A 13,252-nucleotide genomic window follows, 5' to 3' on the forward strand; every position below is an offset into this window, starting at 1 on the left:
TCAGCTCGCTGATAGACCTTGTGTCCTCACGCGCAGGTCTCCCAGGTCAATCGTCAGATCAGGGCTCGGCAGGCTGCCCAGCGTGTCGTTCAGGTTCATTCGCAATGGCTTGTCGGGGTCCTGCCCGTATTCAAGGTCTGCATTGACGCGCACCTGGGAATGACTCAGGCCGGCACTGCTGGAAAAACTGAAATTCGTCATAGCGGGTATCGACATGCCATGGGACTGAGTGGCGGTGTAGCTCAGACTCATGTGCTTGACCCGCAGATTGTTGCGATCACTCAGTGCGCGCTTGATCAGCCGCTCGGTACTTTCTCCGGCAAGGTGACTGCGCTCTATCGCTCGCAGGACCTCTGGCTTGAGCTCCATGCCAAGCGTGACTGAAGTGCCTTCGCCACGCTGCAACTGATCGAGCACCTGGGCAAACTGCGGATCATCCTTCATCCATTGTTCAATCGCCGCTTTGTTGGCCGGCGCCACATCATCCAGCCAGGCATGGCGCCCATCGTCCCGCAAGCCGACACGGGTGACCGATGACTCAACCGACGCCAGTTGGCGCAACCCATTCCTTGCCAGGTTTTGCTGGTTCATCAGCTTGTCGAGTGATTGGCTGATCGCGTGATAGGCGTCCGGTTTTGTTGCAAGGGACGGATGAGTCGCGAGGAACTGCTGCAGAGTGGCCAACTGTTGATCCACTGCGCCCTCCGACAGCTCGGTCGATGCCAGCTCCCGCCTGAACGTCGGCGAGTAGAGCGACACGCTGCGTTTGAGCTCATCAACCTGCGACTGACTCACCGGTTGCGGATGCGTGAAGGCAAAATTAAAGGCCTGGGATACCCCGCGATCAAACCGCACCATGACCGATAGCTCCGGCAGCGCGAACGCCATCGCGCTGGGGCCACCACTGCCAGCATTGCCCAACACCAACGCGCCGAGCGGCACGATATTGGCCCCTACTCCGCCCTGTCGCAGAAGCTGCGCGGCAGTGGCGCTACCGTGGCGGACGCCTTGTGCGGTACGTGTGGTGGATTGGCTTTTGTCTGCATGCGCGAGATTGAGGTTGCCCACCCCACCAATGCCCGCGCGGATCACTGAGTCGAGGGCGGCGATGTCCTCCTGAGGGCTGTACATCAAACGCAATTGCGCAAGTGCGTCCAGGTTAACGTCGCCACTGAGTTTCGAGCTTGTGCCGGCCGAGTGCCCCTCGCCCAGCGCCAGCAAGTCGTAGACGGTCCCGGTCTCGCCGGTCAGGATCGCCATCATCTTGCCAAAGTCTGACTCTTTCACATCAAAGCCAATGCTGGATCCCGTATTTTTTGCCACCATTGCACTCAATTCCGCAGCCACCCTCAAGCCTGGCCTCACCGCACCTGCCCCACCTCCCAGCGTCACACCCGAAGCCACCGAACCCACCAACCGTCGCGTGTTGTCCGTGCTGATTTCAACGCGGGCACCTTTGTCGGTACGACTGATACTCACACCATGAGTGTGGGACGCGGATGCCTCCAGAAAAAACTCCACAGGGGCTACCGGTTTTATCCCAGTCACGATCAACCCCAGGGTTTTACCTTGGGTTCGGCTCGGAGAAAGGGTCTGGCCACTGCCCAGTTGCTGTACCTGCTGCGTCATCGCCTCTTTGATCGGCGCATCCTTGGGCAACCCCAACAGTCCCGAAAGATGCCAATGAAGCGCAGAGCCAGGCGTTCCAAGGTCCTTGGCCAACAGTTTGAAATTGCCATACAACGATTCCGCCTGCTCGTAACTGGCGATGCCTTGGCTGGCCAACGTGTGCACAGGGCTATTCTGGAACGCTTGCATGACATCGCGCAGAGACGTTTCTATACGCGTCAAGGCACTTGGGCTGAGGCTCGACGTAGCGTCGAGTTCCTGTACCAGGTTCGCCAATTGCCTGAGCGTACCTGCATGGTGGATCAGGTCGCCTTCGATCAATGCCGAGGGGTGATCAAGGTCGCGCTTATTCCCGGGCTTGGACGCGGGAAGCGTCAAACCCTGCCCCTCAAAGTTGGCCAGCAAGGCGGCGGTCGACTTTTCCGGCGAAGGAGAGACTCTCTTGAACGCTTCATACAGCGAGTGCAGCGTCGAATCTGGAGTAATGGTCGCCCGGTTCAATGTGGGCTGAGGGTCAAACGCAACACCGTGTGCATCGCCCAAGCGGCGCGCGCTTGACTGGCTGCTCTGCTCCACCTGCGTCAACGCCTGGCGGATCTGTTCGGCCAGTGCCTGTCGCGGCCCAGGTTCGCTCAGGGCAGCGAGCCGATGATTGAGATCAGCAGAAACCGGTCGGCTCTGTGCGAGTGCATTGAGTTGCTGGTGCAATCGCTGATCGTCAGCGTAGACGTCCTCCAATCCCTTGCGGCCATTGAAGTGTTGCGCAACGCCTTTAGCCTTTTGGCCGAGGGCTTCCAGGGGGTGAAAGTGTGCGCCGATGCCTTGGAAAAATGAACGTTTGAGCGGTATCCCTTCACGGGTTTGTCCCATGACATTACTGCTGACCGTCAGTGCCCCTCCGGAAAACTGCGTGCGCATTGGCGTGCTCGCCAACGTGTCGGCCAGCGACGGCGCCTGGGTCTTCAATGGCAGCGGGCCCCACTCCATCGCGCTGGTGGAAGCATTGTCCAGTTGGAAAAACCGCTTATCCCACCCTCCAATCAGGTGATGGTCAGCCCCCATGCGCAAGGACTCCAACGGTTGGCGACCCGGTAATTCAACCCTGCTCCAACGTTGCGCGCTCGCGGTATTGCCCTGCCAGGCCTGACGATCCAACCTGAACAGCTCACCGCCCTGTGTGTGCGCATAAAGATTACCCACGTGATCCAAGGCCAGCGTTTTTATATCAATCGAAGGCGACGCGTGAAGCGGCCTCGCATCCCCGTCGTGGTGAACCTGAAGCTGGTGATCCTGATCGACGGTGACAAAATTGCGCCCGTCCACGACCGCGAATCCGGTAATGCGTCGCTGATCATTGCCTGCAAGCACTTCGTCAACAGACACCTGCGGGCGCGGAATGGGAAGCGCGGCCAAATCATGACTGCCCCCCTCAATCAGCGGGTCGCGCACTTTACCGATGGCCACGGCCTTCAGTTGCCCGTCTTGCAGCACATAGGCACGACCATCCAACCCGCGCTCCAGATGTTCGACGCCAGGTTGAGCAGTGTCTTGCCAACGTTGCGCCGCCGCGTCCCAGGTCAGCAGGCTGCCTGCGTCCAACGCCACCTTGCCACGCGGCCCAAGATCGACTGCCGATGCCAGTGCCTGTTGACTGGGCAGAGGCAGGCCTTTCTCAATGCCCTTGACCAGCACGTCACTGAGGTTCCACTGCGGGCGTAGCGCGTCAGCGTGACTCAAGGGCACGCTGTGCAATTGCTCACGCGCGTCGCGCACCTGAGCATTGAGTTGCCCCGCATCATCATGAAAGAAGCCTTCGACACGGACGGCCCCCTTCAGCGCTCGCTCCAGCGAGTCGACTGGTTGCCCGACCATCGGCAGCTGCTGATCTAGTGCCATACGCAGGTCTGCTTGGACCAGCTCGCCGTCCGTTGTCGCACCATACAGCGTGTTTCCAGACAACCCGATACGTGCGAGCTGCACAGGCACTCCTGCCTCATCCACCGGCTGCAACGCCTGTACACTCCCGCCCTGGACCTGCACAAAAGAAGCATCCCGAGTCTGGCTCAACTGCACCGTCGTACGGCCATGCGCACTGCTGTCTGCAAAGCCTTTGGGGGTCTTCAGCAACTGCCCTTCGCTCGTCAGGCCAATGCGGCTGAGTGCACGGCTATCCGCGTCGGGTACCCAGGAAAGTGTGAGCGGTTCAAAGCGAAACAGGCGCTGGCCCTCCAGACGAAACTGCTGACCCTCGACCGTCGTCTGAACAGCGCTGACGCTCCCCACGTGCGCGCGCCCCGGACTCTCGCCAGCGCCGCCGGTTGTATCCGCAAGACTGCTTTTGAACACTGCAGCAACAGCCGGCGTGGATTGGATGTGAAACACATACTGGCGCTCATCCTTCATCCGCAACGTACCTGCTGCAGAAGGACCATCAGCCACATAGTGCTTATCGGGCTGGTTGAGGTGGCGGGCAATCTCACGTCCGGTGAGTGTCGTATCAGCCTGCACCTTGCCATCGCGCAGGGACACATCGAACTGCATCGAAGTCGGTTGCAACGATTGATAGTGCAACAACACGGGCGGAGGCGGTTCCTGGGCCGGCCTCTTCAAGCGTTCCACCAGGTCATGCTGCAGCTTAAAGAGAGCTTTCAATTCTGTGCGCATGGCAATACTCCCAAACAAAATTCATCACAGCTGTCTAGTGGATATCCGCCCTGTTTGGTTCCAGGCAGGCTTTTTCATAACGGCGACTGCATGCGCAGGAAAAAACCGCTCATCTGTATTTTGACGCTCGCCTGACCCACTGTTAGTGTCCGGCTCCACCCTTACACGGAGTGCTCTCGATGAAACTGGATATCTATCAAGTCGACGCTTTCAGTCAGTCCGTCTTCGGCGGCAACCCGGCCGCTGTCTGCCCGCTGACCGAGTGGCTCAGCGATGAGCAGCTGCAAAACATCGCGGCAGAAAACAACCTCTCTGAAACCGCCTACTTCGTGCCCCGTGACGGGTTCTACGAGTTGCGCTGGTTTACGCCGGAGGTCGAAGTGGACCTGTGCGGCCACGCCACACTTGCGGCAGCGTGGGTGCTGATTCACCAACTGCCGGACGCGCCTGAAGTGTTGCGCTTTGCGACACGCAGCGGCGAATTGCGGGTGACCCGCAACGGCGAAGAACTGGCGATGGACTTCCCGGCCAAGCAACCCCAGCGCTGCGAACCACCCGATGGCATGTTGAGCGCGCTGGGGATTGAACAGGCCGAAGTCTTCAGTACCGATGACTACATCGTGTTGCTGGAAGACGAAGCGCAAGTCGCCGCACTGAAGCCGGATTTCGCCCGTCTCAAAGGCTTGCCGAAACGCGGGATTGCAGTGACCGCCAAAAGCGCGCGATTTGATTTTGTTTCGCGCTGGTTCGGCCCCAACGTGGGTGTGAATGAAGACCCGGTCACGGGCTCAGCCCACACTTCACTGGCGCCGTTCTGGGCCGAACGCTTGGGCAAGTCGCAACTCACAGCGGAACAAGGCGGAACGCGCCGTGGCCAACTGCGCTGCGAACTCAAGGGTGACCGTGTGATCATTTCCGGCCATGCCGTGCTCTACCTGCAAGGCACGATTTACCTGTAAAACGCAGTACCCCAAGGACAACAGATCATTCTCAAAATGAACGGAGTTCAGCGCGTGTTTTCGATTTCCCGCCGTCAACTGTCGGTGATTGCCGCAGCCCTTGCCCTGGCTGCATGCAACACCTCTGTCAACGAACAGCCACCGGCCCCCGAACTGGGTTCAGGCTATCGCACCGACCTCACCACCCAACACGCCGAGCGTCATATGGCCGCCGCCGCCAACCCCCTGGCGGCCGAGGCTGGACGCGAAATGCTGCGCAAAGGCGGTTCGGCGATTGATGCAGCAATTGCGATGCAGGCGGTGTTGACCCTGGTGGAGCCGCAGTCATCCGGCATCGGCGGTGGTGCGTTCATCATGCTGTGGGACGGAAAAACCGTGCACGCCTATGACGGCCGCGAAACCGCGCCGGCCGGGGCGACGGAGCGGTTGTTCCTGAAGGCTGATGGCAAGCCGATGACATTCCCAGAGGCGCAGATTGGCGGGCGTTCGGTCGGCACGCCTGGGGTATTGCGAGCACTGGAGATGGCTCACAAGAAGACCGGTCACCTGCAATGGGCCGAGCTGTTCGAGCCGGCAATCCGTTTGGCGGAACAGGGCTTCGCGATTTCTCCACGCCTGCACAGCCTGATCGCAGCCGACCGTTCTATCGCACAATCGCCAGACATGGCGGCGTACTTCCTGAACGCCGATGGCACGCCGAAAGCCACCGGTACCCTGTTGAAAAACCCGGCACTGGCCAATGTATTCAAACGCATCGCCAAGGAAGGCCCGGATGCGCTGTATCAAGGGCCGATTGCTGATGAAATCGCGCGCAAGGTGCAGGGCCATCGTAACGCGGGCAGCCTGTCCCAGGCGGATCTCAGGGGCTATACCGCCAAGGAGCGTACGCCGCTGTGCACCGACTACAAACAGTGGAAAGTTTGCGGTATGCCGCCGCCGTCATCGGGTGGAGTCGCCATCGCGCAAATCCTCGGCACCTTGCAGGCGCTGGAGGCCCGCGATCCCGCCCTGGCCATCGCCCCCATGCTCCCAGTGAAAAGCCCGTCGCCTGCCGGCCTTGAACCCACACCGGAAGCCGTGCACCTGCTGGCCGAAGCCGGGCGCCTGGCGTTTGCCGATCGCGCGCTCTATGTCGCCGACGCGGACTTCGTCCCCGTGCCCGTGGCGGGCCTTGTCGCACCGGATTACCTGGCCAAGCGTGCGGCCTTGATCAGCGAGCGCAGCATGGGCATCGCCAAGCCGGGCGTACCTGCGGGCATCCAGGTGGCCTACGCGCCGGACCGCTCGGCGCTGCGCATTTCCACCTCGCAAGTGGTCGCCGTGGATGACCTGGGCGGCGCCGTGTCGATGACCACCACGGTGGAAGCGGCATTCGGCTCCCATGTGATGGTGCAGGGCTTCTTGCTCAATAACCAGATGACCGACTTCTCGTTTATCCCTGAAGAAAATGGCCAGCCCGTCGCCAACCGCGTCGAGCCCGGCAAACGCCCGCGTTCGGCCATGGCGCCAACCCTGGTGTTCGAGCGCAACAGCGGCGAGTTACTGGCCACGATCGGCTCGCCTGGAGGCTCGCAAATCATCGAGTACGTGAGCAAGTCACTGGTGGCAATGCTCGACTGGAAACTCGACCCGCAAGCCGCCATCAGCCTGCCTAACTTCGGCAGCCGCAATGGCGCGACCGAACTGGAAACCGGCCTGTTCAGCCCCGCGCTGAAACAGGCCCTCAAGGACAAAGGCCATGCGCTGAGCGAAATCGATATGACCAGCGGCATCCAGGCCATCGTCCGCACGCGGGATGCCCAGGGCAAGCTGTCGCTGAGCGGCGGCGCCGACCCTCGGCGCGAAGGCGCAGCGGTTGGCGACTGACGATTCAATCAATGGAGAACGCGCTCGTGCAACAGGCAGATAATCTCGGCGCCATTCCTGGCGTCGACCACGGTTTTTGTTCGATCAATGATCCACTGCGCCCGCAAGAAGTGTTTATCTGCAAGCAGGTACACAGCGCGTCAGTGATTGAATGGCAAGCGGATCAGGTGGCCAATACGGTAGAGGCAGATGGCGTGTGCACCGGCGAGCATCAGCCCATCGCGGTAATCACCGCCGATTGCCTGCCCATTCTCATTGCCTCAAAGGATGGCGAGAAAGTCGCCGCAGTGCATGGCGGATGGAAGGGATTACACGCAGGGATTATTGCTAACACCGTGCAGCGCTTCGCGGATGAAGGCGTTGCCGCCGACCAGTTGCGGGTGGCGATAGGGCCGTCGATCAAGCCGTGCTGCTATGAGGTGAGCGAGGCGTTTATCACGCAGTTCCAGGCGGATCAGGGGCACTTGTGGTTAAGCGGGCGAGCGCCGTGGAGCGTTGTGCAACCCGCGCCATTGCTACCACCTGAAATCGCACCACCCCATGCCCGGCAAGCCGCAAGTGCGTGGTTTGATTTGAGTGGTTATGGCGTGATGTTGCTGCAAGCGGCCGGCCTGCGGCGGGAGCAGATCGAGGTGAGTGAGGTGTGCACTTACTGCACGTCACCCACCTTTGCCAGCTACCGCCGCAGGACGCACCACCCGGACGAGGTGAAGACGCTGATTTACTCGTGGATTGCTCGCACGGGGCCGCGAGAGAAAACCTACAAACCACTTTCTTAGGCCCTACTCATACCTTCATTGCGTAACGTGGGTGTCACGTTTTGCGATAAAAGGCCCCTTGAGTCTCTCCTTTTCTCCTGCGATTTTCTGGCTCGCCCTTTCTTGCCAGAGGCTACGTCAAGGACGTAGAATTTCGCGTGTTGACGATCATAGAATCTCCGTTGTTCAGCAGGTTGTGGCCTGACTATTGGACCGAAGAGGAAAGAGGCATTTTCATGGCTTTTCTAGCCAACCATCCTGAAGCAGGTAGCGTTGTACCAGGCTCAGGTGGATGCCGGAAAGTGCGCTGGAGCCTGGATGGCCGAGGTAAAAGTGGCTCAGTTAGGATCATCTACACCACACAGCTGGCTTGTGGAGCCCTGGTTGCACTACTGATTTATGGCAAGAATGCAACCGAAAGCATTCCAGCGCACACCCTGTACAAAATCGCGAAGGAAATGAACCATGCCACTCACTGAGAAACAGCTGAAGGAACGTGACGCCAAGCGCAATATCGGCGAAGAATTACTGGCGGCTGTTCAGGATGTCAAAGCGGGGCGATACGGTGCAGTACGCCAAATAGAGGTCACTCAAGCGGCCGAAGCAAGAAGTAAGACTGGGTTGTCGCAACCCAAGTTTGCTGAGCTTTTGGGGGTTTCGGTAAGAACCCTCCAAGAGTGGGAGCAAGGCCGCCGATCGCCTTCTGGCGCAGCTCGATCGCTGCTGCATATTGCAGCGATCAGACCGGACGTGTTTCGGGAAGTCCTCAGTAACGCCTGATAGCGTTACCCAGTCCTGGGCAGTGACTACCGGCTGATCTTGAGCGCCTTACGCCCCGCATGCCGCTCCAACGCCAGCTCGATCAGCCGGCTCACCAGCTCGCTGTAGCTCATCCCCGCCGCCTGCCACAGCTTGGGGTACATGCTGATGCGGGTGAAGCCGGGCAGGGAGTTGATTTCATTGATCAGCACTTCACCCTCGTCTGTGAGGAACACGTCGACCCGTGCCAGACCGGAACAGCCCAGCACCTCGAAGGCCTCGATGGCCAACCCGCGAATGCGCTCGCTGGCTTCCAGGCTGATCTCGGCTGGCACCACTACCTGGGCCGCCTGGTCATCGATGTATTTGCTGTCGTAGGAATAGAAACCGCTGCTCACCACGATCTCGCCACAACCACTGGCGATGGGGTTTTCGTTGCCGAGCACGGCGCATTCGATTTCACGGCCTTTTACGGCGGATTCAACCAACACCTTTTCATCAAAACCCAGGGCCAGTTCGACGGCGGCGAAGTACTCGGCTTCGTCGCCGACTTTACTCACACCTACCGAAGAACCCTGGTTCGCGGGTTTGACGAACATCGGCAGGCCGAGTTTGTTCACCGCAGCCTCGAACGAAGTGCGCGCCGCGTTGCTGCGGGTCAGGGTGATGAACGGAGTGACGGCAATGCCGGCATCGCGCAGCAGGCGCTTGCTGATGTCCTTGTCCATGCACACCGCCGAGCCGAGTACGTCGGAACCGACAAAAGGCAGGTCCGCCATGCGCAACAAGCCTTGCAGGCAACCGTCTTCGCCAAGGGTGCCGTGGACGATGGGGAAAATTACATCGACATGTTCCAGCAGGCCAGTACCCGAGGTCTCCACCAGTTGCTGGCTGGCCTTGCCGGGCACCACCGCCAGCTCGCGGTTGGACTGGTTGAGGGCGATCAGGGCCGGGTTTTCCTGGTTGAGCAGGAAGTTCGACGTATCGTTGAGGTGCCAATGGCCGGCCTTGTCGATACCGATCAACACCGGCTCGAAACGGGAGCGGTCCAGCGCGTCAACAATGTTGCGCGCCGATTGCAACGAGACTTCGTGCTCGGCCGACCGGCCACCAAAAATAATACCTACCCGCACCTTGCTCATGACCCGGCCTCGCTGTTGAAAGTAAGGCTTCTTACCACGGGCGGTCAGCGATTCGCTACCAGATGTGCACCGAACAGCAGGTAGCAGCCACCGGCAAAGCGGTCGAGCCACTTGCGCGAGCGGCTGTAAAGGTCGGCCATGTGCTCACTGGAAAACACCAGGGCCACGCAGGAATACCAGCTGAACGACAAGGTGGCCATGGTCATGACCGCCAGGGTCAGCAGCATCGGCGAGGGAGACGGTGGCATGGTGGACGCGAAGATGGTCGCCACAAACAGGGCAGCCTTGGGGTTGGACAAGTTACCCAGCAACCCCAGTCGCCAGGCGGAAAACAGCGAGCGACGCGCCTCGTCCGGCAGCACACTCTGGCTCATGGCCGGTGCCGAGCGTTTGAACAGTTTCAGGCCGAGATAAATCAGGTAGCAACCACCGATGATCTTGAACGCCATGTACAGCATGGGCGCGGCGGTAAACAGCGACTTGATGCCCAAGCCGCCCGCGAGCCCCCACATGACAGTCCCGGTGGCCACTCCGGCCGATGCCACCACGCCATGGCGACGTGAGCAACTGGCCGCCAGTTGTGCGGTGTTGAAAAAGTTGGGGCCCGGTGTCACCACCGCGACCGTCCAGAGCAGGGCCAACGACAACAACGGCGCAGCGTATGGCAGGTTGGAAAGCAGCATCGAATGATCCTTCTTCGCAGTGTTGATAAGGCCCTACTGGTCGGTGACCGGCTCTGGCGTATGAACCAGCAAGTCACCGGGCTGACAATCCAGGTAAGTACAGATGGCATCCAGCGTCCCGAGCCTGATGCCTTTGACCTTGCCCTGTTTGAGCAAGGAAAGGTTCTGTTCAGTAATCCCGATGGCCGCCGCCAGGTCCTTGGACTTGACCTTGCGCCGGGCAAGCATGACATCCAACTCAATCACAATGGGCATGTCGATCTCAAACAAAAGTACGGTTTTCAGAATCCACTTCACTGGCCTGTAACAGGATACGCGCGATTACCGCAATACAGGCAGCCAGAAACAGGGCAACAAAGCTGGGGGCCGTCACGCTCAGGCTGATCATGCGCTGGCCGACCGGCTCGTTCATGGTCACCCAGACACTTAACAATGGCTCACATAAGAAATCCAGTAACACCCAGATCGCCACGGCTTTGCCAACCTTACCCAGATGCAACGCTGCCGCACTGGAGAAATACTCGCCCCGCGCATAATTCTTGAACAGCTTGCGCAGGTGATTCAGACCGGACGCCAGTGCCATCAAGGGAACACTGGACAATACGATCCCCCCCAGAATCTGCCAAAAGGGAAACAACGCCACCTGCTCGGCGCGCCCTTGAATCTGGCGGTCGCTCAGCGCGAAGCCGAACCCTACCCAACCCTTTGACGCTCACAAACAGAAACCCGCACGATCATTCAAGACTCGGCAGACAACCCGCGCCAGACTGGGTTAACGTACTTCCCTCTCTTTTTTGTGACACACCACCATGGGCAAACCCACCGCCACCCTCGACTGGCTGCACCGCGCCCCGCATGCCAGTGGCCTGGACCGTATCGAGGCGTACTTTGCCGGCTTCGCCTTCGACCCGCATCGCCATGACACCTACGCCATCGGGCGTACGTTGACGGGCGTGCAAAGCTTTCACTACCGCGGCGACATGGTCCACAGCCTGCCCGGCACCACCATGGTGCTGCACCCCGATGAGACCCACGACGGCCACGCAGGCAGCGACGAGGGGTTCAAGTACCGGATGATTTATGTCGAGCCGTCGCTGATCCAACAGATCCTCGGCGGCAAGCCACTGCCGTTTATCCCCAATGGTTTGTCCACCGACCTACGGCTGTTTCGCGCCAGCGAAGTGTTGCTGCAGAACCTGGATAACCCCATCGACCCGTTGCAGGAACAGGACGCCCTGTTTGACCTGGCCCACGCCCTGAGTAACGTCTCGGGCGGGATCATCAGCCGCAAGACGTTCGACTACGTGGCCGCCGAGCGTGCCCGGGAGTTTATCCACAGCGCCCTGGGCCGCAGCATCACCCTGGATGAGATGGCCGACCATGCCGGTCGCGACCGCTGGGCCTTGTCGCGGGACTTTCGCCTGCTGTTCGGCACCAGCCCCTACCGCTACTTGACCATGCGTCGATTGGACCTGGTGCGCAGCCTGTTGGCCCAGGGCCAATCGCTGGTCGACGCGGCAATGACCGCCGGTTTCACCGACCAGAGTCACATGACCCGGCAATTTCGCAGCACTTACGGCATGCCACCGTCGCGTTGGGTGAAGATGCTGGGGCGCTGATCAGGCTTAGAGCTGACGCCCATCAATCGGCTGGCCGATGGTAAGGAAATGCCCGCCCGCCACATGGTGCAAGGTGCGCAGTTCATCATGGCCTTCAAAATGCCAGCGGCCGTCGCTGAATACGCGCGCGTCGGCATAGGCCGCGACCACCTCACCGAGGAACAGATCGTAGGTCTGCTGATTGTGAGGCTCGGGCAGCAGACGGCACTCCAGCCAGGCCACACAACCTTCCAGCAACGGCGCTCCGGTGTGTTCACCCTTGAACGTCTGCAAGCCGTAGGCGGCAAATTTGTCAGTGTCGGCGCCGGTGGTGTTACCCACGGTTTGCACAAGATCGGTCTGGGCCACGCAAGGCACCTGGAGCACAAAGGTGCCAGCGCTTTCGAGCAGGTGGCGGGTCCAGGTAGCCTTGTCCAGCACCACGGCGACTTTCGGCGGTTCGAAATCCAGCGGCATGGCCCAGGCAGCCGCCATGATATTGCGTTGGCCATTGTGCGCAGCGCTCACCAGCACGGTCGGGCCGTGGTTGAGCAAACGATAGGCCTTGGACAGCGGAACGGGGCGACGGTGGGTAGGGCTCATGGACGGTCGGCTCTTCATGCAAGAAAGCGCCTACGATACCTGAAGCCCCCGGCTCAACTCGAGAGTTGGTTGGCGAACTGCCCTACCGCACTGACCACCTTTTGTGCGCCGTCCTGAATCTCCACGATCACCGTGCCCGCCTCGGCCGCCAGGGCCAGGCCTTGCTCAGCCTGCAGGCGACCTTCAGTCATCAGGCTCACAGCATCGCGCGCCATGTCCTGGTTCTGACGCACCACGCCGACAATCTCCTCAGTCGCCTTGCTGGTACGCGAGGCCAGCTGCCGCACTTCATCGGCCACTACCGCAAAACCACGCCCCTGCTCGCCTGCTCGCGCCGCTTCAATGGCCGCGTTGAGCGCCAGCAAGTTGGTCTGCTCGGCAATGCCGCTGATGGTCTTGACGATGGTCCCGATCACCTGAGATTGAGCGTTCAGCGCCTCAATGCCCTCGCCAGCCTGTTGCATGTGCTTGGCCAGGTCGCGCATCACATCCACTGCCTGGGTCACCACGGTAGTGCCGCGTTGGGCGCTGTTATCGGTTTGCAGCGAAGTGCTATAGGCAATGTTCGCGGCCTCGGCCACCGCCTGTTCC

The 13,252-nt window shown here is 60.3% G+C and carries 13 protein-coding genes; 6 read left to right on the forward strand and 7 right to left on the reverse strand.

Going from position 1 to position 13,252, the window contains the following annotated elements; genetic code table 11:
- Positions 1-4,293, reverse strand: coding sequence for an AvrE-family type 3 secretion system effector (locus ACP7BX_RS06145; protein ID WP_426128009.1), 4,293 nt, complete (start codon positions 4,291-4,293; stop codon positions 1-3).
- A 179-nt stretch (positions 4,294-4,472) separates the two neighbouring features.
- Here ACP7BX_RS06145 and ACP7BX_RS06150 point away from each other — a divergent pair, with 179 nt between their 5' ends.
- The 5 genes from ACP7BX_RS06150 to ACP7BX_RS06170 all read left to right on the forward strand — a co-directional run bounded on the left by ACP7BX_RS06150 (position 4,473) and on the right by ACP7BX_RS06170 (position 8,656).
- Positions 4,473-5,252, forward strand: a complete 780-nt coding sequence (locus ACP7BX_RS06150) for a PhzF family phenazine biosynthesis protein (RefSeq protein ID WP_426128007.1) — start codon at positions 4,473-4,475, stop codon at positions 5,250-5,252.
- Between the two features lie 36 nt (positions 5,253-5,288).
- Complete coding sequence (gene ggt, locus ACP7BX_RS06155) at positions 5,289-7,118, forward strand: gamma-glutamyltransferase (protein ID WP_426128005.1); 1,830 nt, start codon at positions 5,289-5,291, stop codon at positions 7,116-7,118.
- A gap of 26 nt (positions 7,119-7,144) precedes the next feature.
- Positions 7,145-7,897: a peptidoglycan editing factor PgeF gene (gene pgeF / locus ACP7BX_RS06160; protein WP_426128450.1), complete on the forward strand. Its 753-nt coding sequence runs from the start codon at positions 7,145-7,147 to the stop codon at positions 7,895-7,897.
- Between the two features lie 215 nt (positions 7,898-8,112).
- Positions 8,113-8,355, forward strand: coding sequence for a hypothetical protein (locus tag ACP7BX_RS06165; RefSeq protein WP_426128004.1), 243 nt, complete (start codon positions 8,113-8,115; stop codon positions 8,353-8,355).
- Positions 8,342-8,656, forward strand: coding sequence for a helix-turn-helix domain-containing protein (locus ACP7BX_RS06170; RefSeq protein ID WP_426128002.1), 315 nt, complete (start codon positions 8,342-8,344; stop codon positions 8,654-8,656). Before ACP7BX_RS06165 ends, ACP7BX_RS06170 begins: the two co-directional genes overlap by 14 nt.
- Positions 8,657-8,682: 26 nt before the next feature.
- Here the strand turns inward: ACP7BX_RS06170 and ddlA are convergent, their stop codons facing one another.
- Genes ddlA through ACP7BX_RS06190 form a run of 4 tightly spaced genes read right to left on the reverse strand, consistent with a single transcriptional unit; the run spans position 8,683 to position 11,103 of the window.
- A complete protein-coding gene (ddlA, locus tag ACP7BX_RS06175) occupies positions 8,683-9,777 on the reverse strand; it encodes a D-alanine--D-alanine ligase (RefSeq protein ID WP_426128000.1) in 1,095 nt (364 codons plus the stop codon).
- 44 nt (positions 9,778-9,821) lie between these two features.
- A complete protein-coding gene (locus ACP7BX_RS06180; RefSeq protein ID WP_314533429.1) occupies positions 9,822-10,460 on the reverse strand; it encodes a LysE family transporter in 639 nt (212 codons plus the stop codon).
- 33 nt (positions 10,461-10,493) lie between these two features.
- Positions 10,494-10,715, reverse strand: a complete 222-nt coding sequence (locus tag ACP7BX_RS06185; RefSeq protein ID WP_177111333.1) for a helix-turn-helix domain-containing protein — start codon at positions 10,713-10,715, stop codon at positions 10,494-10,496.
- Between the two features lie 7 nt (positions 10,716-10,722).
- The gene (locus tag ACP7BX_RS06190) at positions 10,723-11,103 is read right to left on the reverse strand and encodes a DUF2975 domain-containing protein (RefSeq protein WP_426127997.1); all 381 of its coding nucleotides are present in this window, start codon (positions 11,101-11,103) and stop codon (positions 10,723-10,725) included.
- Positions 11,104-11,269: 166 nt separating this feature from the next.
- On the opposite strand from ACP7BX_RS06190, the gene ACP7BX_RS06195 reads away from it, so the two are divergent.
- The gene (locus ACP7BX_RS06195) at positions 11,270-12,079 is read left to right on the forward strand and encodes an AraC family transcriptional regulator (protein ID WP_314533423.1); all 810 of its coding nucleotides are present in this window, start codon (positions 11,270-11,272) and stop codon (positions 12,077-12,079) included.
- A 6-nt stretch (positions 12,080-12,085) separates the two neighbouring features.
- Here the strand turns inward: ACP7BX_RS06195 and ACP7BX_RS06200 are convergent, their stop codons facing one another.
- Together ACP7BX_RS06200 and ACP7BX_RS06205 are read right to left on the reverse strand one after the other, a co-directional pair.
- Positions 12,086-12,661: a flavin reductase family protein gene (locus ACP7BX_RS06200; protein WP_426127995.1), complete on the reverse strand. Its 576-nt coding sequence runs from the start codon at positions 12,659-12,661 to the stop codon at positions 12,086-12,088.
- A 53-nt stretch (positions 12,662-12,714) separates the two neighbouring features.
- The gene (locus tag ACP7BX_RS06205; protein WP_370590784.1) at positions 12,715-13,146 is read right to left on the reverse strand and encodes a methyl-accepting chemotaxis protein; all 432 of its coding nucleotides are present in this window, start codon (positions 13,144-13,146) and stop codon (positions 12,715-12,717) included.
- Positions 13,147-13,252 lie beyond the last annotated feature (106 nt).

It is taken from the genome of Pseudomonas sp. DWP3-1-3b3, assembly GCF_049896305.1.
GTDB lineage: Bacteria > Pseudomonadota > Gammaproteobacteria > Pseudomonadales > Pseudomonadaceae > Aquipseudomonas > Aquipseudomonas azotoformans_A.

Coding starts and splice junctions, on each gene's coding strand:
- ACP7BX_RS06165 (WP_426128004.1), top strand. CDS start 8,113: ATGGCTTTTCTAGCCAACCATCCTGAAGCAGGTAGCGTTGTACCAGGC.
- ACP7BX_RS06200 (WP_426127995.1), bottom strand. CDS start 12,661: ATGAGCCCTACCCACCGTCGCCCCGTTCCGCTGTCCAAGGCCTATCGT.
- ACP7BX_RS06180 (WP_314533429.1), bottom strand. CDS start 10,460: ATGCTGCTTTCCAACCTGCCATACGCTGCGCCGTTGTTGTCGTTGGCC.
- ACP7BX_RS06205 (WP_370590784.1), bottom strand. CDS start 13,146: ATGCGCGACCTGGCCAAGCACATGCAACAGGCTGGCGAGGGCATTGAG.
- ggt (WP_426128005.1), top strand. CDS start 5,289: ATGAACGGAGTTCAGCGCGTGTTTTCGATTTCCCGCCGTCAACTGTCG.
- ACP7BX_RS06170 (WP_426128002.1), top strand. CDS start 8,342: ATGCCACTCACTGAGAAACAGCTGAAGGAACGTGACGCCAAGCGCAAT.
- ACP7BX_RS06150 (WP_426128007.1), top strand. CDS start 4,473: ATGAAACTGGATATCTATCAAGTCGACGCTTTCAGTCAGTCCGTCTTC.
- ACP7BX_RS06195 (WP_314533423.1), top strand. CDS start 11,270: ATGGGCAAACCCACCGCCACCCTCGACTGGCTGCACCGCGCCCCGCAT.
- ACP7BX_RS06145 (WP_426128009.1), bottom strand. CDS start 4,293: ATGCGCACAGAATTGAAAGCTCTCTTTAAGCTGCAGCATGACCTGGTG.
- ddlA (WP_426128000.1), bottom strand. CDS start 9,777: ATGAGCAAGGTGCGGGTAGGTATTATTTTTGGTGGCCGGTCGGCCGAG.
- ACP7BX_RS06185 (WP_177111333.1), bottom strand. CDS start 10,715: ATGCCCATTGTGATTGAGTTGGATGTCATGCTTGCCCGGCGCAAGGTC.